Raw genomic sequence first — 24,333 nt, 5'->3', positions numbered from 1 at the left:
TTCACTTCTGCTTATATATGATTATGAAGAGGTGATCATCATATGACAAGAATCAATTTTTCAGACAGAGGAGAGACGCCGTTTCAGCGGCTGCTCGGACACTCCGAAAGCCTGATGTCAAACTGGACGGCTTTAGCTGAGGAGCTGTCAGGAGACGGCTTTTTATCAAAGGAACTGAAGGAGCAGGTGCGCCGCGTGCTGGCTCAGGGAAACGGATGCGAATATTGCAAGGCAAAGGGGAAACCCGAGATCCCGAATCAGCAGAAAACGAGCTTTGCAATGGGGTTTGCAGAGGTCTTTTTGGCGCAGAGGGAGCGCGTTTCAGACAGGCAGTTTGATGTTTTAAAAGAAGTGTTTTCAGAAGAAGAAATAACGGAATTGACCGCATTTATTTGTTTTACGACTGCTCAGCAATATTTCGGCGCTTTAATGAAGCTTCCGGCAGACGCATAAATCCAACGGAGAAAAAACCTGTCATATTTGTCCCCTTTTGGTTTATAGTATAAAGGTAGACTATCACTCCACAGGAGGTATACTATGCTGCAAACGCCGATTGGCCGCCTTCGGTTGATGGGTTTTATTGAAGGCATGTCGCTTTTAATCCTGCTATTTATCGCCATGCCGCTTAAATATTGGGCGGATTATCCGATGGCCGTTACGATTGTCGGATCGCTTCACGGCGGATTGTTTATTTTGTATTTGTTTGTTCTGTTGTATGCGACTTTTGTGCTGAGGTGGTCTGTGAAATGGCCGGCTGCCGGTCTTGTGGCCGCATTTGTTCCGTTCGGCAATTTCCTTTATGACCGGGGACTAAAAAAATATGATCAGTAAAAACCGCCGGGAAACCCGGCGGTTTTTTTTTGATCACTCATTTAAAAAGCGTTTCAGCTCTTCCTTGTTTTGTTCAAGGTCTAAATCGAGGACCGCCCCGTATGTTGGATCGTCTTTGTTCGTGAATGATCCGTCAACCGGGAGCCTGAAGCTTTTGGTTTCTTTTACGCTTCCGAGCAAAAAGTCTTTGCCGAGGGAGAAGATGACGCCGTTCGGAATGTTTGTTTCAATATACGGATCGACGAGCCCCCACAGCTTCGGAAGCTGGGCGATATTTCCGATGCTCATCGCTTCTTTTTGAAGCTCTGAAAAGATTTCCTGCTGTCTTCTGACCCGTCCAAAATCGCTTTCTCTGTCATGCCTGAACCGGACATAGCCCAGCAGCCTATCACCGTGAAGAATTTGTTTTCCCGGCTGCAGTGTCATGCCGATTCCGTACGACATTTTTTTCGGAACGTCGACTTCGATGCCGTCAGGCGCCACCGCATCAACGATTTTGGCAAAACCTTTAAAATCGATGATGGCATAATAGTTAATGTCCAAATCAAAGGATTCTTTTAATGTTTTTCTGACGAGTTCCGGGCCTCCGTATGCATAAGCCGCATTGACTTTTTGCTTGTCATATCCCGGTATGTCGACATAGCTGTCCCTCATAATCGAAATCAATTTAGGCTGTTTCTGCTTTTTATTATAATGGATCACCATCATCGAGTCAGACCTTGAATGGTCTTCCCCTCTTGAATCGATCCCTAGAACGAGGATGTTCACTTCATCAAGATCAGAGCCTTCCCCGTTAAATTCAAACTGACCGTCTTCTTTAAAATCCCCGTCAGATTCGGATAAGCCTTTTTTGTATTCAAAGTAGGTATAACCCGCTGCTGCTATGATAACCAGCAACATTAAGGTAAACAGGCGCTTTATGATTTTTCGCCTTTTTCTTTTCGGTTTTCTTACTCTTACTCTAACCCTCTCCACTTTTATCACCGCCACACATAAGACTATCACAGGATCAAACAGCGGGCAATTAATAAAAGAAAGATCAAGCCGTCTAATCGTGTCGAAAAAGATAATCTTTTGTTTTCATTTGTTTCATTTTGAAAGAAAAATGATCGAATTTTGATCTTTTCGTCAAAAATCGACTACATCCACTTCGTCATCCATGCGATATAGTAAGAAGCCGGGATAAACAGAACTTGGGCAAAAATCGTCCCGGCCACCCTCGATGTTGCCATCGTGATCGAAGCCCATTTCAAATAGGTGTAGCTCCGCCTCCCTTTTGCTACGTCATCTGCAAGTACCGAAACCTTCGGATCGACAAACAGCGCCAGCAGCATCGTCGCCACCCCGTTGACAAGGCCGGAAGCCATCACCGCGGTCGTATGCCTTTCGGGCACGAGGACGCCCGCATAAAGAGCGGCAAGAACGCCGATTGTATAAATCGCCGTGATGGCCATGTTCAAGACAAACAGCCGCTTCGGTATGTAGCAGAACCGAAAGTCTTTCACATATTCCAGACTCGGTCTTCTCGCATAATGCTTGGCATGCTTGAAGATATTTTTTGAGAACGCCTTGCGAAACACTTGCAAAACGGAGCCGTTTTCCCCTGCCAAATGAACAATCGCTCTCGAAAATACGGCGACAAACGTCGGCAGAAGCAGCATTCCGAAAATTGTGCCAACGGTTGAACCAAAGATTAAAAACCGAAATTGGCTGCCGACGAGGGAAAGTGCGTCCGCACCCGCAACATCGACAAGCTTCCCCGTCACAGGCTGCTGAACCATGTTTGACATTCTTGAGACGATGACCATCACATTAAATAATGACAGCGCCGATGCGATAAATCCGACTCTCGCGCCTGACAGACGAGCGGCGTATGCGAGCGTTTCGATGGAATGGATCAGCAACAGAAAACAAAAAATCAATAGTACCTTAGATGTTAAAAAGTCCATTTCTCTTCCTCCAGTCTATAGGTAAGACTGTTTTCAAAACGCAAACGTTTCGGCAAATCAAAAACCGCCCCGGCAAAAGCCGAAGCGGTCTCAATTATCATATTTATTCGAGCAAATAATTTATCCGCTGCCAAAGGCGGTCATTTGAATTTCGTAAAAGATCAGCATCTATCGTTCCGAGTTGAAAGTAAACACCATGGAATTTCTGATACAAGACAACGAAAGCCCTACCTCTCATTCGTCCTTGCGGCTCCGAAGCCGCGCCAGTGTGAATTGTGAAACAAAAAGTCTTTTTTCCCTCTATCCTGTTAGGGGCGGGTCAGAGGAAGAAATCAGTATCTTCTAAGAAAGAAAAAAGAAGTCTACTTTCCATTTATTTGCTCTTTTGCGTGTTCCTGTTTTTTATTATACTACAGTTCGTCCTTGATGACAAACTGTTAAGCACAGCGCGCTACAGATCCAGCGTGACCGGGGTGCTTTCACCTTCATTCATCAGTCTGATTTCCGAAGGCTCAATCTCAAGCACGGTCAAGTTCGGATCGTCTTTTCCGTCAAACCAGCGCTCAAGCTTTTCATCCCAGATTTTGTCCTTTAAATCTTTTGAATGGTTGAGCTTTGCCGTACCTGTGATTTCAAGGTATGCATCGCCTAATCCTTCGCCGTTATAACCCAACAGCACGTGGACGTTCGGATTGTTATCAATTTCTTCTGCCTTGTGCGTCTCATCGCTTGTCGGTGTATAAAGCGTCAGCCCGTCGTGGAAAAAGGTCATGTAGCGGGAATGAGGTTTGCCGCTTTCGACCGTTGCAAGCGAACCGATTTTATGATGATCGAGAATGTCGAGCACTTTGTTCTTCAATTGCTGCTGATCCATTTTAAGTTCCCTCCTTTGTATCGTCTCCACTGTTACTTTTCCACAATGTCTTGTATATTAAACAATTGAACGGAGGTTTTTGACGTGAATATTTTCATATCGTTTGATTCTGAGGCTGATATGGGCTACATTGCTTTGACGGAAAACCGTGCCGGGTCTGCCGCAGCAACCGATGATATCGGCAATACGGCTTTGGCTGCAGACTTTGACCGCCATCAGCGGATGATCGGTGTCGAATTTCCGGGGAAGGCGGCTCCGGAAATAGCGCGGCTTGGAACGCTGACCGGCAGAAAACACAAACTTGAACCGGCTTTCCTAAACGGCGCCCGCGTTCATCGGTTTCGACCGACGTCACAGGAAGCGGTCAAAACACTTTGTGTGAACGGTGTTCAATTTTATTTTGCCGATCATGACGGACAACGCTTCATCGGCTTTGATGTGTTTGATCGGACGGAAAAAAGCGAATGAGATTGGCTCCCATTCGCTAAATTCTCGGGTCTGTAAACACATCGTGATCATCGGTGCTTGTTGAAGAAAACTCCGTAACCACAGCACCTTCACTCCCCGCTTTGAACCAATGTTTCGTATCCGGCGGAATCGTGTACTGTTCGCCGGGTGTGAGCTGAATTTCGTGCCAAACGGTGAAATGCTCGATATCCTCGTGCGGCGGCAGAACGGCCGGGACTTCCGTTTTTTCTCCTTCTACATACAAATACACTTTTCCGTATCTGCACCTGAATGTCTCTTCTTTCCCTTCCTGCCCGTCTACGGGAGGATGCCGGTGTTCGGGGCATGTTTGTTCAGGGAATAATACAAGCTCTTTGGCACAGTAGCGGTCTGTGTTGACATAGACGAACAGCTGAAGTCCCAGCTTATTCAGCTTATTTAAACCGTAGTCCATGATTTGGATGTTTTCTTTATCATCGTCGCTCAGCGCGATGCCCGCTTTCTCGTAGTATTCGATTACGTCTTCCTTTGTCACCTTCACACGAGCTTCCCCCTTTTATGTCGTGATAAAGTCTCCGCCGTTGACGTGGAGGGTCTGCCCTGTCATATACGAAGAATCGTCAGATGCTAAAAGCACATAGCAGCCCACATGATCCACCGGCTGACCTGGACGGCCCATCGGTGTATTTGTACCGAACTTCGCCACTTCCTCACCTGAAAATGTGGACGGGATCAGCGGCGTCCAAATCGGTCCCGGTGCAACGGCATTGACACGGATGCCGTCTTTGACGAGCGCCTGTGACATCGACCGTGTAAATGCATTGATCGCACCTTTTGTTGCCGTGTAGTCAATCAGCTGCGGATTGCCCCGGTAAGGGTTGATCGATGTTGTATTGATGATCGCGCTGCCCGGCTCCAAATAATCGATCGCTTTTTTTGTAAAGTAGAAATAAGAGAAGAAATTTGTTTTAAATGTTTTCTCAAGCTGTTCACTGGAAATCTCTTTAATGCTGTCTTTTGGATGCTGTTCGGCCGCATTATTGACAAGAATATCAAGACGGCCCAGCTCCTTTACAGTCTGTTCAACCGCGTCATTGCAAAATGCTTCGTCTCTGACGTCTCCGGGAAGCAGCATGCATTTGACGCCTTCTTTTTCAACCCGCGCTTTCGTCTCCTGAGCGTCCTCATGTTCATTTAAGTAGACGATCGAGATGTCCGCGCCTTCTTTAGCATAGGCAACGGCAACTGCCCTGCCGATTCCGCTGTCGCCCCCTGTAATCAGTGCGACCTTTCCTTTCAATTTATCCGTCCCTTTGTAATTTTCATCTTCATAGATCGGACGCGGGTTCATGACGCTTTCGATGCCGGGCTGACGGTCTTGCGTCTGTGCCGGCTGTCCGTTTGTCTGCTGATTGCGCAAATCCATTTGTGATTCCTCCCTTTAGCTGATATTACTAGACTTTTAACCGGAGAAATTTTTGTTTAAACATGACCGTGTGCGCGAAAAATGAAGAAAGCCCCGGGTGACCGGGGCTTTTACCACTCTTTATCCTGTATAAACCGGTGAAACAACACGTTCAGCCTTCCGTACAGCTGCTCGCGGTCTCCGGTCTGGTACGCTTTTATACTTTCGTCACTTTCAATCATCGAAGAGCTGATCAAGCTCAAAATCTCGGAACCTTCCGGAGACAGATCGGCCGGCGCCAGCATGATAAGCATCCGCGTCATCTTCATGACGCTTCCGTCCATCCCTTTGATCTCGAACGGTTTGGATAGATCATAAGCTTTAAAGAGGGGAATCGCGGCCGCTTCGCTTTTTAAATGGAACAGTGCGAAGGTGGTTCCGGGAATGCCGAGGCCCCCCTGTGCTTCTCTTGTCATCAGCCCGCCGGCCATCTGCCCTGCATCCGTAACCAGACCTTGATCTTCAAGGGTGCTGCAAAGGCGTTTGACCGTATGTTCCAGGCTTGATTCAGCTTCCAGCGTTTCAACTGTAAAATGGCTCAGTAAATGTTGAATGCCGGCTGCGTAATGGCCGATTTTCCGCGCAATCTGAAGCATATCAGGAAACGGCTCCGGTTTTTTGGGAGCCATCCGCTTTTTCCGAAGGATGAGCGGGATTTTCCGGGTGAGCTGGTGTTTGATCTGTTTCACATCTTCTGTGTCAAGGAGCGGACTGACGGTGACGCAGTCAATGTTTTCATATGGGATCGGCACGGTTGAAACGATGATGTCATAGGCACCGGTATTTTTCGATTTCAGCTCCATCAGCGAGGATATCTCAAAGGAAGCGATTTCAGGAAGCTCTTTTTTCAGCCGCGAGGCCAGCATCTTTGATGAACCGATTCCGCTCGAACAAATCACGAGCGCGCTGATGTCTACTTTTTGTTTGCTCATCTCAAGCGCCGATCCAAAGTGAAGGACGATAAAAGCAATTTCTTCATCTGGAAACCGGATTTCCGGAAAAAATGTTTCGACGCCTTCCTCTATGGCCATATATAAGAGAAAATAATCTTTTTTGACCTGTTCTGTTAACGGATTATGCACCGACATCTTTTCTTTGATCCGGATGATCGCCGGTTCAAGGTGGGCAATTAATCCTTCATAAAGCGAATGGTTGCCTGTTAAATTCGTGCCCGTTTTTTGCGAGATGAAATCGATCAGCTTTTTCGTCCTGAGGGCGGTATCCAGCTCGATATCTTCCGCTCTGTAGTCGATTTTGAAGCTTTTGTTGGCACTTCTTAAATGCATCGTTATATAACCCGCCTCAGCTTCGGGGATCTTCACGTGAAACGCATTTTCAAGCTCCTTTGCAAGCGCAAGCGCCAGTTCAAACTCTTTCGTACGCTTCAGGTCCGTCAATTCTTCTTCATTCATATTAATCATTTCACCGAGCTGTATCCGCTCGATCGCAAACGTCAAGTGGACGACGAGAGCGATGTATGCACTGTCGGAAAGGGAAAGCCCATACTTTTCTTTCATCTGAAACAGCACTTTTTCCGCTTTCAGCAATTTCCCCCTGCTGACGACACCGAATATTTTCTCCGGCGCTTCGTTCTTGCCTTTAATATTCATTTCGATTGTTTCCAGAAACTGCTGAACATCGAGCTTGTCGGCCATCAAGTTTCCGACGATTTTTCGCTTGGCATCCTCCGGCCCCCTCAGCTCTATGCCGTAGCCTCTTTTTCTGATCAGCGACAGGCCGAACGGAGCGATCCACTTCTCCAGCTCGTCAAGATCGTTGCTGATCGTTGCCGTCGTCACCTGCAAGTCATTGGCGATTGTATAAAGCTTGATCGGTTCTCCCGCTTCAAGCATCGCGCATAAAATCAAAAGCTTTCGTTCATCGGCACTGTATTCGACATGGCTGTCCCGGGACAGATCTTCAAGAAGCCGCTGTTTGTCTCTGTAGACACCGACCAGTTTCAAGCCTTTTCCCGGCTGCTTATCAAGTTGAAGACTGTACTTGTCCAGAACGGATTTAACCGCTTTGAGCTCGCGGTGGACCGTTCTTGTGCTGACTTCAATATAGTCGGCAATTTCATTGACTTTGACATAGCGGTTTTGATGCAAAAGGTATTTCATCAATTTTTGTTCCCTTGCTGTCATATACATAAAACGCCGCCTCCGGTGTTGTCGTTTTTGCGGGAGTGAAAGGGGGTCCGGCGGTTGAAACGGTATCCCTATCATAAAACGCTGTTAAGAAATCTTCAATTCGAACTAATTAATTTTTTATTAAAATCTTCAAGAAGTGAAGAAACATCAGCCCACAGCTGATGTTTCCAGGTTAGGTTGCATCTGCGCCGCCCTGTTCATACATTCTGTTTCGGCAGCCCCCGCCCGGCTGCCGAACTTTTCCCGATTCTATCTGAAACTATGCTTTCAAATGGCTGATCACCAGTTTGAATAAAGAATGATCCTCTTTTAGTCCGCATACATCTCGAAGCACGCCTTCATAGCCTTTTTCAGCGATCATGCTTTGAAGCTCAACGGCTTCCGGATCATCGGCACAATCAAACTGCAGCGCCAAGGCAATACCTTCTGCAAGGCGGACAGGTTCAAAGCCGAGGTCGCAAAGCTTTCTGGCCGGGCCGACAAGACGGTCATCCCTGCCAAGCTTGCGAAGCGGCGACCTGGCCACACGGGTGACATCGTCTGATAGGCATTCATTTTCAAAGCGCCCGATAATTTTTGTCATATATGCCCGGTGCTCTTCCTGTGTAAAATCGTATGTCTGAACAAGGTACCGGCCTGTTTCTTCAAGCGCGCCTGCTACCGTTTGACGGACCTCCGGGTGGTGAATGGCGGCTTTTATCGTCTTCAAACCTTTCTTATAGCCGGCATACGCCGCCATGGCATGTCCGGTATTGACCGTAAACAGCTTTCTTTCGATGAATGGCGCGAGATCCGGTACATATGTCACACCTTCAATATCCGGCACTTTTCCCGCGAATTCCGTTTGATCGACGGCCCATTCGAAAAAAGGCTCCACCGTTACTTTCAACAGATCATCATGATGCTGGATCGGCACAATTCTATCGACTGCCGAGTTCGGAAAACCGACTGAATCGCTGATTGCGGCGCGCTCTGTTTCAGTTAAGCGGGCAAAAATCTCCTCGCGAAGATGAGCGCTGCCTCCGATCATATTCTCGCAAGCTATGATGTTTAAAGGCTGTGTATTTAGTTTTATCCGGCGCTTCAAACCTTCTGCAATCGGCTCTGCGATCAGCTTAAGAACCGCAGGGCCCACCGCAGTGGTGACAAGGTCGGCTTTCGCTATGAAATCATACAATTCGTCAAGCTGAATCGCACTGTTGATCGCCCGAACCGGGCCAATCGTTTCCTGCTTCCTTCCGGCATCGGCCAATTCGACGATATAGCGGCCCTTGTCGTTCAGTTCCTTGATCACGGCATCGTTTACATCGGCGAACACGACATCATACCCCGATTTGCAGAGCAAGGCTCCGATAAATCCCCGGCCGATGTTCCCCGCACCGAAATGCAGTGCAATCATATTTGGTCACCTTCTTCAAAAACCGCCATTAACTCGTCTTCATTTTTCGCATTGATGATCCGTTCGACGTTGTCCGCTTCTGAGCAGACGATCGCAATCTTTGACAAAATCTCCAAATGCTCATCATTTTTCCCGGCAATGCCAAAGATCACTTTAGCAATATTGCCATCGCCGTATTCGACACCTTCCGGAAGCTGGATCACGGATATTCCGGAGTGAAGAACATCCCGCTTGCTGTCTTCCGTACCATGCGGAATAGCGATTGCGTTCCCCATGTAAGTGGAAGTGAGGCCTTCCCTCTCCAACATTTTCTCGATATAATCCGCGGTCACATAGCCGGCGTCAACCAGCGCCTTTCCGGCCAGCCTGATCGCTTCTTCCTGCGTTGCGGCAGATTGATTGAGATGAATGTTTTCTTTTGCAAGTACTGGTTTCATTGGGAAATCACTCTCTTTCATACATGTTGGGTGAGCCTGCTTGACAGGCTCACGGATTCTCAAACTTTACTTTTTAAGCTGATTGATCAGTTCATCGTATTTTGGACTGTTAAGGAAATTTTCCACTGATATGTGTCTAGCGTTTGGAAGCTTCGCTTTTGCGCGTTCCGTTAAGTCTTTATGTGTGATGACGATGTCGGCATCTCCAGGCAGATTATTGATCGATGTATTGGATACGTCGATATCGAGTTCTGCTTTTTTGACTTTGTTTTTCAAAATCGATGCCCCCATCGCACTGGAGCCCATTCCGGCATCACACGCGAAAATGATCTTGCCGACATTTTCGTAAGTTGCCTCTGATTCTTCCGCTTCATCAGCCGAAGTCAATGCAGAAACGGCTTGGCTCTTCTTACCTTTCATTTGCTGCATTTTTTCCGCTGCGGCTGTTAAGTCTTCTTCGCCGGCTTTAGACGTTTTCAAAATCAAAGAAGCTACAATGAATGAAACGGCTGCCGCAACGAGAACACCAAGGATCACACCGATGTGGTTGCCTTTCGGCGTCATCGCCAGCACCGCAATAATGCTTCCCGGTGAAGGAACAGCCGCCAGCCCCGCATTAAAGATGGAGAATGTCAGCACACCGCTCGCTCCGCCCGCTATTGCAGCCAGGATTAACAGCGGTTTCATCAGAATGTAAGGGAAATAAATTTCGTGAATCCCGCCAAGGAAGTGAATCACTGCAGCGCCCGGGGCGGTCTGCTTTGATGTGCCTTTTCCAAAAATCATGTAAGCTAAAAGAATCCCGAGACCCGGACCTGGGTTCGCCTCCAAAAGGAATAAAATCGATTTTCCTGTCTGGGCGGCCTGTTCAATACCAATCGGGCTCAAAATACCGTGATTAATCGCATTGTTAAGGAAAAGAACTTTCGCAGGCTCTACAAAAATACTTGCCAATGGAAGCAGATTCGCATTGACGATCACTTCCACGCCGGCCGCCAATGTTTTGTTCAAGCCGAGCACCACCGGACCGATCGCAAGAAAGCCGAGCACTGCCAAAATGAAACCGAGAATTCCGGCTGTAAAGTTGTTGATCAGCATTTCAAATCCGGAACGGACCTTATCTTTGAAAAGCCTGTCCGTCAGTTTCATCAGGAAGCCGCCCAGCGGCCCCATGATCATCGCGCCGAGGAACATCGGAATGTCCGCACCGACAATGACACCCATCGCTGCAGTCGCACCGACGACGCCTCCGCGGTGGTCGTACACCATCTTACCGCCCGTGTATCCGATCAAGAGCGGCAGCAGAAATTTGATCATCGGATCAACCAATGAAGCAAGCGCCTCATTCGGCATCCATCCCGTCGGAATAAACAGGGCGGTAATGATCCCCCATGCGATAAATGCACCGATATTCGGCATGATCATTCCGCTCAAATAGCTTCCGAAACGTTGAATCTTTACTTTGAAATCTGGATTTTGTCTTTCTTCCATTTCATAACCCTCCTTTGTTGTCCTTTAAAGCCTGTGATAAAAAAATGATGTCGAATAATGTCGGCTCCTTGTCTTTATATTAAAACGCTTACAGATGACTGCTCAATTGAAAGAAAACGGCACTTTGGCAGGAGCCGTGTGACAAAATTTAATAGTTTCATTTTTTAGTCTGGTTTCGGCTGCCGCGGCCGACTCGAGGAAAATAAAGGCTCGCTGAAGAATTGCATAAAAAAAGACCATTCCTGATTGGAATGGTCTTTCCAGATTGTTGACAAAATCCTAAAACGGTTTTCAGTTTTAGGATTTTGTCACCCTTTCAGCGTGATTGAAAACCCTTGCAGTCTAGGAAGGCCGAGCATCGGAGCGCAGCGAATGTTGGAATTCGTGAGCACCGACGCGCAGGCCTGACAACGAATGCGAGGGTTTCTCGACACGCTGAAAAGACCATTCCTGATTGGAATGGTCTTTCTTCATCATATTCAGCTTTTCAGCGGCCCGTAGCCCGCCGCTCGCAAATTTTCCGCCATCGCTTCATACCCTCTGCTGTTTGGATGTACGCGGTCAATTGACAAATATTCTTGTTCGTGTCCTTTAAAGACAGCATAAGTATCGATCACCTTGATTTGCGGAGCGGACTCGAGCTGTTTTAAATGCCTGTTAAAGCCGGAAATCCATTTGTCCGCTAATTCGATCGACGGAAAAGGGTTGTATAAATTGAGAAGACGGACGAGGTAACGCGTATCTTTGTCTCCCTTTATGTCTCCGATTTTCTCAAGCATGCCTGAGTAGTTTTTCTGACAGTGTGAGGAAGCTTCCAAAAAGACGTGTTCATCCTTTTCTTTTTCATATATCTCCAGCGATTGCAGAAGGTCATTGCCGCAGCCCGTTATCGTGATGACGTCCGCTTTTTTGACCTGTTCCATGATGAACGGCTCGTTCAGCATCGCCAGAATGTCCGACGTTTCAAGACCCGATTTCGCAAATACAAGCAAAGAAACGCATTCGTTCAAATCCTCTTCCATTTTCCTTTTATAGCGCTGGACAAACCCCGGCTCAAACAAACCTGCACCGACCCCGACGGTTAGAGAATCGCCGAGAGCCGTATATTGAAGCGTCATATCCTTTCCCCCTCCGGTATGCCGTTTTTTCGCGGCAGCTACCATATATGTACTCGGGAGAGGCTCGAAAGGATACTTTTCTTTTTTCCTAAAAACCTAACTTTCTCGAAATGTCAAGCGCCGCCTTTTTCACTCTTTCGGTCAAATAAGGAAGACGGTCTTTCTGAAAGCGGGCTTCAAACCCGGCGATGCTGATCCCCGCCGCGACTTCGCGCTTATGATTGAAAATCGGCGCGGCGATCGCAGAGGTGTAGTCTTCGAGCTCCGAATGACTGACCGTGCAGCCGCTCCGGTACGACTCATTCAAAATGCGGATCAGCTCGTTCTTATCCCGGATCGTACCGGAAGCGATCGGCACCAGCTCTGTTTTCTTGATATAGGCATCCCGCTCTTCTTCAGGCAAAAATGTCAGAATGCTTCTTGCGCAGGCTCCGGCATATAAAGGGGACCGCCTCCCGATCGCTGTATAGAGGCGAACGGTCTGCGTGCCCTCAATTTTTTCTATATACATCGCTTCATTTCCCTGCCTCACGATCAAATGGACGGCTTCATCCACGTCATCGCGGAGTTCTTCCATGATAGGCAGAGCGATTTTTCGGATATCAAGCCTTTCTGAAACAAGGTGGCCGTATTGCAAAAACAGCAGTCCTAAAGCATACATCCCGTTCTCGTCACGGTCGAGAAAACCCATTTCTTCGAGAGAACAAACCATGCGGTAGACAGATGTTTTCGGCATGCCTGTCAGCTCAATCATGTCGCCCAGTGAGAGCCTTTCTCTCGTCAGGAACAGATTGAGCAGGGTCATAGCTTTGACAACTGTTTTGTTTTTATGTTCCATGCCTTCCCCCTCCTGATACACATCACACCTATCATAACATGTATTCAAGCTTCAATCGGGCGGAAAGTTCGCTGATTTTCGTCTCCCGTTCGATGTAAATGCGCTCTGCTTCCTGAAGGCTGACAAGCTGAAACTGTACCTGCTCGCCCGGCATCATCTGCGTCACCTGTGAAAAATCGGCGGATACGATATGGGCGATTCTCGGATATCCGCCCGCTGTCTGTCTGTCTGCGAGAAGAACGATCGGATTGCCGTCAGGCGGCACCTGAATCGTTCCGAACGATACCGCTTCAGAGATCATTTCCAGCGGCTGAGTGAGTTCGAGCGCTTCTCCTTGAAGACGGTACCCCATCCGGTCGGATTTGGCCGTCACCCGGAATGTATCCGCGAAAAAGCGTTCTTGCGATGATGAGGTGAAGCAAGCGAACTGATCGCCTTTGATGACACGAATGACCGGATTCTTTTTTAACGGGAGAAAATATTTGCGGTCGACAGCCCACTTCGGAGCCCCAAAGCCTAAGCCATCGCCATGGTCTGCAAGCTTTCTGTACATCGCTTCCGACAACGGCGTCGGGCTGCCTAGCGATAACACGTCTCCCTTTTGAAGCGCCCTTCCTTGAAAGCCGCCGAGCCCTGCTCTGACATATGTGCTTTTGCTTTCCATCACAGGCGGCACATCAATCCCTCCGGCCACCGCCATGTATGCACGGCTTCCGCGCTTGCACATGCCGAATGTCAACACACTGCCTTCTTTGATGAAAACCGGACGCCAAAGCGGGACTTCTTCGTCATTTACCATCAGTGAAAAGTCAGCGCCCGTCACCGCTATAAGAGCCGGTTTTTGAAAGCGGAGAGACGGCCCCGGTCCCATCAGCGTCACTTCAAGTGCAGCTTCGTTCTGGCTGTTCCCCGCGAGGAGATTGGCAATCCGCAAAGAATCGGCATCCATGGCCCCGCTGACAAGCACGCCGTATTTTTGAAAACCTGCGCGGCCCAAGTCTTGAACCGTCGTCATCAGACCCGGCTTTAACACTTCTATGCTCAAGATTTTCCCTCCTTCAGCGCGTGATACTCCTCTTCTGTCACGCTGACAAATTTCACGATATCCCCTGCTCTCAGAAGGCTCGGAGGCTGTTCATAAGGCTTGAATAATTCAAGCGGCGTATTGCCGATCAGCTGCCAGCCGCCCGGCGTTGAAAGGGGATAGACGCCTGTTTGCATGCCGGCGATTCCCACGGAGCCGGCGGGAATCGAAGTCCGCGGAGAGGACCGCCGCGGCGCGGCTATCTTTTCAGACATTCCGCCTAAGTAAGGGAAGCCCGGCGCAAAGCCAATCATATAAACGAGGTACTCACCCGAGGTGTGAATATCGATGACTTCCTGTGCAGTCAGTCCGTTGATGTCGGCCACTTCCTCCAAATCAGGGCCGAAACGGCCGCCGTAACAAACCGGAATTTCCACCGTACGCTGATTTGTTTCTTCTTCCATTGTGAGCTCTTGGAGATGATGTTCGATGAGGGCTTTTACCTTTTCATACGGAGAATCAACAGCCTTGCCGCTCTCCATCTTGCGGTATACTTCAAACGGCTGATAGAAAACGGTCACACTCGTGAAAGCCGGCACACACTCAATAAAACCGGGAAACGGATCGTTTTCAATCCGCTTTGTCAGTGCACTGACGACACGATGCGTCTGTTCGCTTATCCCCTCTCCGAGCTGAATGATAACCGCGGAGTCGCCGAGCGGAGACATTGTCACATTCGATAGATTTTTCATTCTGTTTCACCTTGCCTTTCATCCCCTTAAATCAAAAATCAATACAGATAAACCACTCTGTATTGATTTTGAGATCCTATAACACGCCAAATTGTTCGTCCCGAACATCGGTAACCAGCATATGGCCGGGCGAATGCGTGATCATCAGCTCCGGCTTTACGTGCATGGCGACGGCCTGAGGGGTGACGCCGCATGCCCAAAATACCGGAACTTCTCCTTTTTTTATCGTGACCGCATCGCCGAAATCGGGTTTTGCGATGTCTGTTATACCGATGGCTTCAGGACTGCCGATATGGACAGGTCCTCCGTGAACAGCGGGAAACCTTGATGTAACCTGAACGGCACGCACCGCCTGCTCTTCCGGAACCGGCCTCATACTGACAACCATCGGCCCTTGAAAACGGCCTGCCGGGACACAAGGAATATTCGTTTGATACATCGGAACATTTCGCTTTTCTTCAATGTGTCTGACAGGGATTCCGTTATTGATTAACGCTTGTTCAAACGTAAAGCTGCAGCCGATTAAAAAACCGACCATGTCGTTTTCCCATAAAGAATGGATATCGGTCACTTCATCCGCCAATTCGCCGCGCCTGTATACGCGGTATTTCGGAAAATCGGTGCGGATATCGGCATCCGGCGCCGTGATGGACGGAACCGGAGATCCGGGATCTGTGACATCGAGAATCGGACACGGCTTTTGATTGCGCTGGCAAAACAGCAAAAACTCAAAAGCGAGCTCTTTTTTCAAAATCACCAGGTTTGCCTGGGTAAAACCCCCGGCCATCCCGGCTGTCGGACCCGTTATTTCGCCTTTTCGAATCAGGGCCCTGACTTCGTCAGGGCGCATTTCATTTACATGACGCAACGATATCATCCCCATAACTTAGGAATTTCATTGATTAACGTATAGCCTCCCATGATGGCCATGACAATAACGACCAGAATACCCGGAATTGTAAGCCAGATCGGATGCCTGTAGTCGCCGACAATATTCTTCTTATGCGCGCCGATCAGAAGGGATCCGAGTGCGATAGGCAAAATTAAGCCGTTTAATGCGCCGGCAAGAACGAGAAGGTTGACCGGCTTTCCAATTGTTACAAAACAAAGCGTTGATACAATAATAAAGACAATTATAATGCCGCGCGAATTCTTTTCGATTTTCGGAGAAAACGTTTTAAAGAATGATACCGACGTATAAGCAGCGCCGATTACAGATGTAACGGCAGCTCCCCACATGACGAGACCGAAGATTTTGTAGCCGATATTTCCCGCAGCAAGCTGGAAGACAGAAGCCGGCGGGTTATCCGGATTAATGTGCAGGCCTTTTGAGACGACTCCAAGTACGGCAAGGAAAAGCGCAATTCTCATGACAGATGTGATCAAAATGCCGGAAACAGAGCTTTTCGTTACTTCAGGAATCGCAGCCCTCCCTTTAACACCCGCATCAAGCAAACGGTGTCCGCCGGCAAATGTAATGTATCCGCCGACCGTGCCGCCGACAAGCGTCACAATCGCAAGAATGTCGATATTATCAGGCATGATCGTTTTTGTTACTGCTTCTCCAACCGGAGGACCGGTCGTAATCGCAACGTACACCACTAATAAAATCATGACAAAGCCCGCGATCAGCGTAAACCGGTCCATCGCTTTTCCCGCTTCTTTAATGACAAAGATCAAAACCGCGATCGCGGCGCTGATGATCGCACCCGTCTGCGGTGTAATGCCGAATAAAACCTGGAGGCCGAGACCGGCGCCTCCGATATTGCCGATGTTGAAAGCAAGCCCGCCCAGAACGACGAGAAATGCGATGACATAGCCGAGTCCCGGAAAGACGAGGTTGGCGATTTCCTGCCCTCTTTTTTCAGAAACCGCAATGATTCTCCATACATTGGTTTGAACGAAGATATCTAAAATGATGGAAACGAGGATGACAAAGCCGAAGCTTGCAGCCAAGCTCTGTGTAAAGACTGTGGTTTGCGTTAAAAATCCCGGCCCGATTGAGGATGTGGCCATTAAAAAAGCGGCGCCCAAAAGCAACGTCCAGTTGCTTGATGACGCTTTTGTTTTTTTATTTTGTTTCAAATGGTATTCCTCCTTTTGTCAACATCATGTAGAAAAAGCTTGTATTTTAATATCTGCTGCTCTGAGTTCACGGCGGATTTTTTTCGCAAACTGAAGCGCGTGTGCACCATCTCCGTGAATGCACACCGTATCTGCTTTAAGGCTGACATCCGTTCCTTGCAGGCTGCGGACTTTGCCTTCTTTGACCATGCGGATCACCTGACCGACGGCTTCATCATCATCATGAATCAGCGCATCATTCTGGCGGCGGGAAGTCAGCGTTCCGTCTTCCTGATATGTACGGTCGGCGAACACTTCGTGAGCCGTTTTCAAACCGGCTCTTTCACCGGCAAGCACAAGTTCGCTTCCCGCCAAACCGAATAAAATCAGTTCCGGGTCTGTTTGATAAACTGCACGCGCGATCGCATCCGACAGTTCCCGGCTTTGCGCCGCCATATTATACAGTGCGCCATGGGGTTTCACATGCTGCATGGTCACACCTTCGGCCTTTAAAAATCCTGAAAGCGCACCGATTTGATACACGACAAGATCGTATGCTTCTTCAGGCGTAATCGCCATATTGCGGCGCCCGAATCCCGCTAAATCGGGAAGTCCCGGATGCGCGCCGATTTTCACGCCTTTTTCCGCCGCCATTTTGACGGTTTTGCGCATGACGCCAGGGTCTCCGGCATGAAATCCGCAAGCGATGTTGGCTGATGTAACAAATTCGAGAATCTCCTCATCGAGCCCGATTTTATAAGCGCCGAAGCTTTCTCCAAGATCGCAGTTTAAATCAACTTGATTCATCAAATCCCCCCCTATATATTGATGCACATTCGGTCGAATTTTAGTATACCCCTCATTTTGTTCCGATTTTCGGAACCTTAATTCCGAATAATCAAACTTGAATAGATTATATCAAGGATTTGCCCGCTTGGCATCATATTGTTAGAAAACCTCACATAAAATAAATCATTTTTCCTAAAAAGTTTTAGCTGAAAAACCTGATTTCACAAGGTTTTTTCAACTTGCTTCAGTCCATGAATATTTTTTATTTTGCACAAAAAAAAGAGCCGTAAATCGGCTCTTTTTTCGGCTAGGACAATACCCAATGCCTGATCGCTTTTGCGACTCCGTGTTCGATATTGGAATCCGTGATCCAGTCTGCGGTTTCTTTGACGATTTCCTGGGCGTTCCCCATGGCAACGCCTAAACCCGCTTCTTTGATCATGGCGATATCATTTAAACTGTCTCCGACCGCCATCACGTGTTCCATCGTAAAGCCGAGGCGCTCGCATACTTTTGCCAAAGCGGCCGCTTTATTGATCCCGATGGCGTTGACTTCAATATTGGTCGGGCTTGAATTGCTGACTTCCAATTCTTTGTTCTTTTTCAGCTCTTCCAGGACCCGGTTTCTGACGTCGTCATCCGGAATATCAAAGCCGAATTTCAGCCATTCATACGCCTGAATATCCTCAGGAAACTCGCCTCTCCACACTTTATCGACGCTGGCGGCCCAGAAATCGGTGTTGTGCAGATTGCGCAAATCCCACATCATTTGGACATGATCGGGATGAAGCAGCTGACGCTCGACCAGGTTGAAAGACGAATCCCAAATTTCACTGCCGTTTGCCGTGATCAAAAAAGAAGACAGTTCGAGCGACTCCGCCAACTCCCGGCACGTCATCAGCGTGCGGCCGGTACTGAGCACGACATAAATCCCTTTTTCCTCTGCTTCTTTAATCGCATTTCTGTTTTCATCAGAAATGGTCTGTTCATCATTTAATAGTGTTCCATCCATATCCAGAGCTACTAGCTTCACATCGATTCGATCTCTTTGACTGACTGACACGATATTTAAGATACCTCACTTTTTTTAGGCTTTTATCTATTCTAATATAAAAATCGGCCAGGACAAAGAAATCTTAAACGAGCTGTTCCGCCGCCCGTGCGATATGCTCTGCGGTCAAACGGTAATATTTTTTCAAATAATCGATCGTCCCGACCTGTCCGAAGGCTTCATGAACCCCGATTCTCTTGAGCGGAGCGGGATGATGTTCACTCAGCACTTCCGCGACTGCGCTTCCCAATCCGCCTATGACATTATGGTTTTCTGCCGTGACAATCGCATTCGTTTTTTGTGCGTAGCGAATCACGGTTTCTTGATCGATCGGCTTGATGCAATACATATCGATGACCGCTGCATCGATCCCTTTTTCTTTTAGCAGTTCTGCCGCCCGCAAAGCTTCTGCGACCATGATGCCGCTGGCAAACAGCGCCGCATCGCTGCCGTCTTTGAGAACTTTTGCTTTTCCGTCCGCAAATGTTTCATGTTCATCATAAAGTCTGACCGCCTTTTTTCTGATCGTCCTGATATAGTGAATGCCGTACTCCACCGCAGCCTTTTTGATCAAAAATTGGAGCATTGCTGCATCGCTCGCTTCATAAACAAAGGCATTCGGGATTAGCCGGGCGAGTCCCAAATCTTCAAAGGCCATGTGTGTTCCGCCGTTATGTTCAGCCGTAATTCCCGAATCTGAACCGAGAATCTTGATGTTTGTTTTGGCATAGGCACCTGAAACAAACAGCTGATCAAAGCAGCGTCTTGTCGCAAACTGGGCGAACGTGTGAACAAACGGGATTCTTCCGGTTAACGAAAGCCCGGCCGCAATCCCTATCATATTGGCTTCCATAACCCCGCAATTGATCACTCGCTCGGGAATGCGCCGTTTAATTTTGTCCATGGAAATCGAGCTCATCAAATCCGCTTCCAACGCCACGATGTCCGCGTTTTCCTGAGCCAGTTCATAAACGGCCGAGCTGTATACCTGCCTCATTTCGACTGCATCCAGCTTGACATTTGCTGCCGCCTCATTCATGCCCTCACTTCCTTTTCTTCAAGCGTCATCATGATCTTTTCGATTATGCGATTTTGTTCATCATTCGCTCTAATGTGGTGGCTGTTCTCCATATTTTCAAAATAAGGGATGCCCTTTCCCTTCACCGTATCAAGGATGACGGCAACCGGCCTTTCCCGCTGGGCTTCTCCTCTTTTGGTCGCTTGATAAATCGCATCCGGTTCATGTCCGTTTACCCTTTCGGAATAAAAACCGAAGGCTGAAAATTTGCTGACAAAATCCAGCGGATCAATAATATCTTTAGTCGGACCGTCCAGCTGTTGTTTATTATCATCCACAAACACATAAAAATTGTGGAGCTTATGGTGTGCCGCGAATTGGATCGCTTCCCAACATTGACCTTCATTCAGCTCCCCGTCGCCGACAATAACAAAGGTCCGGTTAGAGCGTCCTGAAAGCTTGTGCGACAGTGCGACTCCTGCCGCAGCCGAGATCCCCTGGCCAAGCGACCCGGTCGTCATATCGACTCCCGGTGTTAAATTCCGGTCAGGATGCGACGGAAGAGCCGTGCCGTTTTGGTTTAGCGTATAGAGCACATCTTCTTCAAAATAGCCGGTAAGATGAAGCGCTGCATACAAGGCGGGGCCGCCGTGCCCTTTTGAAAGGATAAAAAAGTCCCGATCTTCCCACGACGGATTGGCGGGATCTATTTTCATCACCTTTCCATATAAAACGGCTAACACATCGGCGATTGACAAGCTGCCTCCATAATGCCCAAAACCGAGGTGATGAAGCTGTTTCAGTGTCAGCAGCCTGATTTGGTCACGAAAACGTTCCATATTGATTTCCTTCACTGACATCATTGCCCACTCCTTTATGCTTCAGCTTTATGATCGGACTTCCCCGCCTTTCCGCGTTTAAAGCCCAGTAAGACCGCACCGGCCACTACCGCTGCAATTCCAATTACAACTCCTCCTGCCCCCAGCAGTTTCAACGCATGCCCAAGCACGATTCCTGTCGCGGCAAAGTCGGTATCGGAAAATGTCGTATTGGCAAAGCCTAAATCACCCATGACCGGCAGCAGAAACACAGGGAAAAACGTAATGATCAGACCGTTGACAAAAGACCCCAAGACCGCTCCCCGTATCCCCCCTGCAGCGTTTCCGAAGACGCCGGCCGAGGCCCCTGTGAAAAAGTGGGGAACCACTCCGGGAAGAACGATGACGGCTCCGGCTGCTCCGAGAATCAACATGCCGGTGATGCCGCCAATGAAGCTGCAAAAAAAGCCGATTAGTACGGCGTTTGGTGCGTACGGAAAAATGATCGGACAATCCAGCGCCGGCTTGGAATCCGGCACAAGTTTGTCAGATATGCCTTTAAAAGCCGGAACGATCTCTGCGAGCACGAGTCTGACTCCCGAAAGAATAATAAACACCCCTGCCGCAAATGTGACCGCTTGAATAACGGAGAAGACAAGGTAATGTGTACCGTCGCTCAACTCGCGCTCCACATAGCCCGCCCCTGCAAATAAGGCAATCAAAACGTACAAGATGGTCATGGTGAGCGCAATGCTGACAGAACTGTCCCTTAAAAATCCGAGGCCCTTCGGAAACCGGATTTTTTCAGTCGAGCGCGAGCCCTTGCCTGCTGCTTTGCCGATTAACCCGGACACAGCGTAACCGATTGAAGAAAAGTGGCCGAACGCGACCTTATCATTGCCGGTTATCTTTTTCATAAAAGGCTGAACCATCGCCGGAAACACACTCATTGTCAAGCCGAGCGAAACCGCTCCGACGCCGATCAAAAATGGACCCTTCAAACCCGCCACCGCCAGTATGACGGCGATTAAACAAGCCATATACAATGTGTGATGGCCCGTCAAAAAAATGTATTTTAATCTGGTAAAACGGGCGATTAAGATGTTGGACAGCATCCCGAAAAACATAATCAGCGCTGTCGCCGTCCCGTATTCGTTGAGCGCCATCGCGACAATCGCTTCATTGTTCGGAACGACGCCGTTCACATGAAAGGCGGCTTGAAACATCTTTCCGAACGGCTCAAGCGAACCAACAAGAATACCCGCCCCGGCTGAAATCACGATAAAACCTAAAAACGATTTCGTCGTCCCTTTCACGATTTCATTGGCCGGCTTTTTTTGAAGCAGAAGACCGATAAAAGAAATGGCTGCAATTAATACAGCCGGCTGGCTTAACACATCCATCATCAGCTTTAGCGCTCTTTCACCCATTTGCAGTTCCTCCTTTTCTGTGATTAAAGCACTCCTTTTTCCTGCAATGTTTTAACCAGTTTTGTTTTCAGTTCATCCATGTCTATAATGCTTTCAAGCACGACGATATCCCGCAGGTGGGCTGCTCCTTCCGCGATATCTTTGGCAACGACAAACAAATCCGCTTGATCAGGAGACGCTGAGCTCAAATCCGAATGATCCACCTCGATCTCCATTAACCCCATTTCCTGCAAAATATCTTTAATATTCATTTCCAGCATAAAACTGCTTCCAAGTCCTGATCCACAAACTGCCAATATCTTCATGTTATCCCTCCTGTTTTTAATTGGATGAATAGGCTTCGATTAAACGTTTGATATGATCCAACGACTCGGTTTCCTTTAAGGAGTCCTGATTTTCTTTATTGCTGAGAAGCCGGGTCAGTTGGGAAAGCGCCTTCAGATGTGTCGTATGGTCAACCGCCGCAATGCAAAACAAAAGCCTTACCGGATACTGTTCATCATCCAAAAAATAGACCGGCTCCTTCAGTTTCAGGAGACTCATTCCCACCTTTCGGACGCCTTTTTCAGGTCTTGCATGAGGAACGGCAATCTCGGGGCCGATGATCATATAAGGTCCCATCTTTTTGACATTGTCGATCATGGCATCTGTGTATTCTTTCAAGATCACCTCCTTATCAAGCAAAGGTTTTGCCGCTGTTTGAATCGCTTCTTCCCAGCTTTTGATTTGGTCAGCCATTTGAATGGTTTCATCTGTCAGCAGATCTTTCAGCACTGGTCGTTTCCCCCTTGTTTCCGTCACTTTTTGAATAAATATAATATTTTTCAATGCTTCTCTTAGGCCTTTTTCGTCTATGATTTTGGCGTGCTTCTTGAGGATGTGAAGAAATTCGTCTGTCAAAAGCTCCTTTTGCTTCACGCCGAACAGTTCCTGATACACTTCATTGACAAGCCTGCTTTTTTCAGCGGGCGTCATCAGCGGCCCGACCATGTAGTATCGCTTTTTGGTTTTAAGCTCAACGGTGGAAAACACGGCATCATAACGGTCAAAGACGTCAGGTGTGAATGCCTGCAAAGACATCGCCTTCTCAACGACAATCTCTGAAAATAGCGATTCAAGCTGGCGCCTGACCATCAAGGATGAGCTGACACCGCTCGGACAAATGACGACAGCTGTCTTTTTCGATGATCCGGACTGTACCGGCTGCTCAAGCAATGCACCAAAGTGAATCGTGATAAAGCCGATTTCTTCTTCTGGAACCGGTTTGTTCAGCAGCGCTTCAAGGTGCCGCATCAGCTTTTGAACGATGGTAAACAGTTCTTTGTGCTCTTTCTTAATCTTGCTGAGCAGGGGATTGTGAATCGGAATGCGGTATTTCATTCTGAAATATGCCGGCTTCAAGTGCCGATAAAGAGATTCCGCCACCTCGCGCCTCCTCGGAAATGTGATGCATGCTCTTGATTCAAATTCAAACACAAGCTTTTCACACAGCTGATAAAGCGGATCATGCGCCGGCTGTTGTCCAAATGAAAGCCCGAGCAGCTGGATCAAAATGTAGCAAAGTTCGGTTTCATAGACGGGAATCCGAAGTTCATTCACAAGCCTTACGGCTGCGTTTTTCAGCGGACTTTGCTTTAAAAGCTCCCCCTCCTCCTGGTGAAAACGAACAATTTTTCCTTCGGCCACTCTGATCGAATACATCATCAGAAAGTAAACAAATTCATTGAGCCTTTCTTCAACGAGTTGAATCCTGTATTCTTTCGAGACAAGTTCAACCGCTCTTTTCGTTTCTTGTTGTGTGTGATCGCACGAGCCGGAAACTTTTAAAATATAATGAAGGATTTCTTTGCCGTAAGGCTTTTGCAGAAAATAAGAAAGGTGGTGCATGACAGGAACTCTTTTATCAAACTCGCTTCCTATTAAATGATAGCCGCGCTGTCTTGTATATCTGATCGCCACCAAAAACGGAGCCAGCGTCTCATTCGCTTTTTTCACATCATTCATGACCGTATTTTTGCTGACCTGCAATAACTGTGTGAGATGAGCGGATGAAATCGGCTCCCTGCGGACAAACAGGAACATGTACAAGGCTTTGATCCGCTCTTCCTGTGTAAAAATAAACGAGCGGCCGATGTCTGAACAGGCTTCGGAGAACCGCAATTCAAGCAATTTTTCCGGAACGGCCAGCCGGTTTTTTCTTTTATATTCGATTTCAGGCAGCTGCTTGCCGGTCAGCCAATGATTGATTTTGTCCAGGTCATAGCAGATTTGCCGTTTTGATAATTGAAAATGATCAATCAGCTGATGCATGGTCGCTTCTCTGACACGCAGCAAATATTGAAGCAATTGAGCCGGACGTTTCTCGTTGATCATTTTTGCGCCCCCCTT

Annotated in this window: 25 protein-coding genes; 3 read left to right on the top strand and 22 right to left on the bottom strand. The window is 48.1% G+C overall.

Translation table 11 applies throughout. The annotated features are described in order from the left end of the window. Nucleotides 1-42: 42 nt before the first annotated feature. Together M1D59_RS02620 and M1D59_RS02615 are read left to right on the top strand one after the other, a co-directional pair. Nucleotides 43-453 (top strand): carboxymuconolactone decarboxylase family protein, encoded by a 411-nt coding sequence (locus tag M1D59_RS02620; protein ID WP_020450223.1) that lies wholly within the window; start codon nt 43-45, stop codon nt 451-453. Between the two features lie 84 nt (nt 454-537). Continuing rightward, complete coding sequence (locus M1D59_RS02615) at nt 538-831, top strand: DUF3817 domain-containing protein (RefSeq protein ID WP_020450222.1); 294 nt, start codon at nt 538-540, stop codon at nt 829-831. Nucleotides 832-864: 33 nt separating this feature from the next. Here the strand turns inward: M1D59_RS02615 and M1D59_RS02610 are convergent, their stop codons facing one another. The 3 genes from M1D59_RS02610 to M1D59_RS02600 form a co-directional block, all read right to left on the bottom strand. Beyond that, entirely contained in the window at nt 865-1,806 is a 942-nt protein-coding gene (locus M1D59_RS02610; protein ID WP_023857897.1) for an LCP family protein, read from the bottom strand. 164 nt (nt 1,807-1,970) lie between these two features. Next, on the bottom strand, nt 1,971-2,780 hold the full coding sequence (locus tag M1D59_RS02605) for a lipid II flippase Amj family protein (RefSeq protein WP_023857898.1): 810 nt from the start codon (nt 2,778-2,780) through the stop codon (nt 1,971-1,973). Nucleotides 2,781-3,231: 451 nt separating this feature from the next. Beyond that, the gene (locus M1D59_RS02600) at nt 3,232-3,654 is read right to left on the bottom strand and encodes a pyridoxamine 5'-phosphate oxidase family protein (RefSeq protein ID WP_023857899.1); all 423 of its coding nucleotides are present in this window, start codon (nt 3,652-3,654) and stop codon (nt 3,232-3,234) included. Nucleotides 3,655-3,738: 84 nt separating this feature from the next. Between M1D59_RS02600 and M1D59_RS02595 the strand changes: the two genes are divergently transcribed. After that, nucleotides 3,739-4,122, top strand: a complete 384-nt coding sequence (locus M1D59_RS02595; protein WP_023857900.1) for a DUF2283 domain-containing protein — start codon at nt 3,739-3,741, stop codon at nt 4,120-4,122. A gap of 16 nt (nt 4,123-4,138) precedes the next feature. Here M1D59_RS02595 and M1D59_RS02590 read toward each other — a convergent pair whose 3' ends face one another. The 19 genes from M1D59_RS02590 to M1D59_RS02500 form a co-directional block, all read right to left on the bottom strand. After that, on the bottom strand, nt 4,139-4,642 hold the full coding sequence (locus tag M1D59_RS02590; protein WP_020450216.1) for a D-lyxose/D-mannose family sugar isomerase: 504 nt from the start codon (nt 4,640-4,642) through the stop codon (nt 4,139-4,141). A gap of 15 nt (nt 4,643-4,657) precedes the next feature. Then, entirely contained in the window at nt 4,658-5,527 is an 870-nt protein-coding gene (locus M1D59_RS02585; RefSeq protein WP_023857901.1) for an SDR family oxidoreductase, read from the bottom strand. 110 nt (nt 5,528-5,637) lie between these two features. Then, the gene (locus tag M1D59_RS02580; protein WP_023857902.1) at nt 5,638-7,716 is read right to left on the bottom strand and encodes a BglG family transcription antiterminator; all 2,079 of its coding nucleotides are present in this window, start codon (nt 7,714-7,716) and stop codon (nt 5,638-5,640) included. A gap of 259 nt (nt 7,717-7,975) precedes the next feature. After that, nucleotides 7,976-9,115 (bottom strand): mannitol-1-phosphate 5-dehydrogenase, encoded by a 1,140-nt coding sequence (locus M1D59_RS02575; RefSeq protein ID WP_309539726.1) that lies wholly within the window; start codon nt 9,113-9,115, stop codon nt 7,976-7,978. After that, nucleotides 9,112-9,552 carry a PTS sugar transporter subunit IIA gene (locus M1D59_RS02570; protein ID WP_020450212.1) on the bottom strand — a complete coding sequence of 147 codons (441 nt, stop codon included), beginning with the start codon at nt 9,550-9,552 and terminating at the stop codon, nt 9,112-9,114. The genes M1D59_RS02575 and M1D59_RS02570 overlap by 4 nt, the downstream gene beginning before the upstream one ends. A 66-nt stretch (nt 9,553-9,618) precedes the next feature. Continuing rightward, a complete protein-coding gene (locus M1D59_RS02565; protein ID WP_145930079.1) occupies nt 9,619-11,043 on the bottom strand; it encodes a PTS mannitol transporter subunit IICB in 1,425 nt (474 codons plus the stop codon). 479 nt (nt 11,044-11,522) lie between these two features. After that, a complete protein-coding gene (locus M1D59_RS02560) occupies nt 11,523-12,161 on the bottom strand; it encodes a GDSL-type esterase/lipase family protein (protein ID WP_020450209.1) in 639 nt (212 codons plus the stop codon). 88 nt (nt 12,162-12,249) lie between these two features. Then, nucleotides 12,250-12,999 carry an IclR family transcriptional regulator gene (locus tag M1D59_RS02555; protein WP_023857908.1) on the bottom strand — a complete coding sequence of 250 codons (750 nt, stop codon included), beginning with the start codon at nt 12,997-12,999 and terminating at the stop codon, nt 12,250-12,252. Nucleotides 13,000-13,030: 31 nt separating this feature from the next. Beyond that, nucleotides 13,031-14,044, bottom strand: coding sequence for a 5-oxoprolinase subunit C family protein (locus tag M1D59_RS02550; protein ID WP_025810102.1), 1,014 nt, complete (start codon nt 14,042-14,044; stop codon nt 13,031-13,033). Beyond that, nucleotides 14,041-14,775 (bottom strand): 5-oxoprolinase subunit PxpB, encoded by a 735-nt coding sequence (gene pxpB, locus M1D59_RS02545; RefSeq protein ID WP_020450206.1) that lies wholly within the window; start codon nt 14,773-14,775, stop codon nt 14,041-14,043. The genes M1D59_RS02550 and pxpB overlap by 4 nt, the downstream gene beginning before the upstream one ends. Before the next feature lie 76 nt (nt 14,776-14,851). Then, complete coding sequence (locus tag M1D59_RS02540) at nt 14,852-15,652, bottom strand: putative hydro-lyase (RefSeq protein WP_257419528.1); 801 nt, start codon at nt 15,650-15,652, stop codon at nt 14,852-14,854. Continuing rightward, entirely contained in the window at nt 15,649-16,860 is a 1,212-nt protein-coding gene (locus M1D59_RS02535) for an NRAMP family divalent metal transporter (RefSeq protein ID WP_095292525.1), read from the bottom strand. Before M1D59_RS02535 ends, M1D59_RS02540 begins: the two co-directional genes overlap by 4 nt. A gap of 24 nt (nt 16,861-16,884) precedes the next feature. Further along, nucleotides 16,885-17,646 carry a 5-oxoprolinase subunit PxpA gene (gene pxpA, locus M1D59_RS02530; protein ID WP_023857912.1) on the bottom strand — a complete coding sequence of 254 codons (762 nt, stop codon included), beginning with the start codon at nt 17,644-17,646 and terminating at the stop codon, nt 16,885-16,887. 289 nt (nt 17,647-17,935) lie between these two features. After that, nucleotides 17,936-18,691: a Cof-type HAD-IIB family hydrolase gene (locus tag M1D59_RS02525; protein ID WP_020450202.1), complete on the bottom strand. Its 756-nt coding sequence runs from the start codon at nt 18,689-18,691 to the stop codon at nt 17,936-17,938. 73 nt (nt 18,692-18,764) lie between these two features. Then, nucleotides 18,765-19,718, bottom strand: coding sequence for a transketolase family protein (locus M1D59_RS02520; RefSeq protein WP_458117758.1), 954 nt, complete (start codon nt 19,716-19,718; stop codon nt 18,765-18,767). Then, on the bottom strand, nt 19,715-20,557 hold the full coding sequence (locus M1D59_RS02515; RefSeq protein ID WP_105980720.1) for a transketolase: 843 nt from the start codon (nt 20,555-20,557) through the stop codon (nt 19,715-19,717). The genes M1D59_RS02520 and M1D59_RS02515 overlap by 4 nt, the downstream gene beginning before the upstream one ends. A 14-nt stretch (nt 20,558-20,571) precedes the next feature. Then, the gene (locus M1D59_RS02510) at nt 20,572-21,945 is read right to left on the bottom strand and encodes a PTS ascorbate transporter subunit IIC (RefSeq protein ID WP_039073217.1); all 1,374 of its coding nucleotides are present in this window, start codon (nt 21,943-21,945) and stop codon (nt 20,572-20,574) included. Between the two features lie 23 nt (nt 21,946-21,968). After that, nucleotides 21,969-22,250: a PTS sugar transporter subunit IIB gene (locus M1D59_RS02505; protein ID WP_003179002.1), complete on the bottom strand. Its 282-nt coding sequence runs from the start codon at nt 22,248-22,250 to the stop codon at nt 21,969-21,971. Between the two features lie 16 nt (nt 22,251-22,266). Beyond that, on the bottom strand, nt 22,267-24,318 hold the full coding sequence (locus M1D59_RS02500; protein WP_035339231.1) for a BglG family transcription antiterminator: 2,052 nt from the start codon (nt 24,316-24,318) through the stop codon (nt 22,267-22,269). Nucleotides 24,319-24,333: the final 15 nt, after the last annotated feature.

This window comes from Bacillus sp. PK6-026, from assembly GCF_054161455.1.
Note: the sequence above shows the minus strand (reverse complement) of the source record. Positions and strands in the feature narration are given on the sequence as shown.

Excerpts from the sequence above, each read along its gene's own strand:
- M1D59_RS02620 (WP_020450223.1), top strand. The coding sequence starts at position 43 with ATGACAAGAATCAATTTTTCAGACAGAGGAGAGACGCCGTTTCAGCGG.
- M1D59_RS02615 (WP_020450222.1), top strand. The coding sequence starts at position 538 with ATGCTGCAAACGCCGATTGGCCGCCTTCGGTTGATGGGTTTTATTGAA.
- M1D59_RS02605 (WP_023857898.1), bottom strand. The coding sequence starts at position 2,780 with ATGGACTTTTTAACATCTAAGGTACTATTGATTTTTTGTTTTCTGTTG.
- M1D59_RS02600 (WP_023857899.1), bottom strand. The coding sequence starts at position 3,654 with ATGGATCAGCAGCAATTGAAGAACAAAGTGCTCGACATTCTCGATCAT.
- M1D59_RS02585 (WP_023857901.1), bottom strand. The coding sequence starts at position 5,527 with ATGGATTTGCGCAATCAGCAGACAAACGGACAGCCGGCACAGACGCAA.
- M1D59_RS02580 (WP_023857902.1), bottom strand. The coding sequence starts at position 7,716 with ATGTATATGACAGCAAGGGAACAAAAATTGATGAAATACCTTTTGCAT.
- M1D59_RS02575 (WP_309539726.1), bottom strand. The coding sequence starts at position 9,115 with ATGATTGCACTGCATTTCGGTGCGGGGAACATCGGCCGGGGATTTATC.
- M1D59_RS02570 (WP_020450212.1), bottom strand. The coding sequence starts at position 9,552 with ATGAAACCAGTACTTGCAAAAGAAAACATTCATCTCAATCAATCTGCC.
- M1D59_RS02565 (WP_145930079.1), bottom strand. The coding sequence starts at position 11,043 with ATGGAAGAAAGACAAAATCCAGATTTCAAAGTAAAGATTCAACGTTTC.
- M1D59_RS02560 (WP_020450209.1), bottom strand. The coding sequence starts at position 12,161 with ATGACGCTTCAATATACGGCTCTCGGCGATTCTCTAACCGTCGGGGTC.
- M1D59_RS02555 (WP_023857908.1), bottom strand. The coding sequence starts at position 12,999 with ATGGAACATAAAAACAAAACAGTTGTCAAAGCTATGACCCTGCTCAAT.
- pxpB (WP_020450206.1), bottom strand. The coding sequence starts at position 14,775 with ATGAAAAATCTATCGAATGTGACAATGTCTCCGCTCGGCGACTCCGCG.
- M1D59_RS02540 (WP_257419528.1), bottom strand. The coding sequence starts at position 15,652 with ATGATATCGTTGCGTCATGTAAATGAAATGCGCCCTGACGAAGTCAGG.
- pxpA (WP_023857912.1), bottom strand. The coding sequence starts at position 17,646 with ATGAATCAAGTTGATTTAAACTGCGATCTTGGAGAAAGCTTCGGCGCT.
- M1D59_RS02520 (WP_458117758.1), bottom strand. The coding sequence starts at position 19,718 with ATGAATGAGGCGGCAGCAAATGTCAAGCTGGATGCAGTCGAAATGAGG.
- M1D59_RS02515 (WP_105980720.1), bottom strand. The coding sequence starts at position 20,557 with ATGTCAGTGAAGGAAATCAATATGGAACGTTTTCGTGACCAAATCAGG.
- M1D59_RS02510 (WP_039073217.1), bottom strand. The coding sequence starts at position 21,945 with ATGGGTGAAAGAGCGCTAAAGCTGATGATGGATGTGTTAAGCCAGCCG.
- M1D59_RS02505 (WP_003179002.1), bottom strand. The coding sequence starts at position 22,250 with ATGAAGATATTGGCAGTTTGTGGATCAGGACTTGGAAGCAGTTTTATG.
- M1D59_RS02500 (WP_035339231.1), bottom strand. The coding sequence starts at position 24,318 with ATGATCAACGAGAAACGTCCGGCTCAATTGCTTCAATATTTGCTGCGT.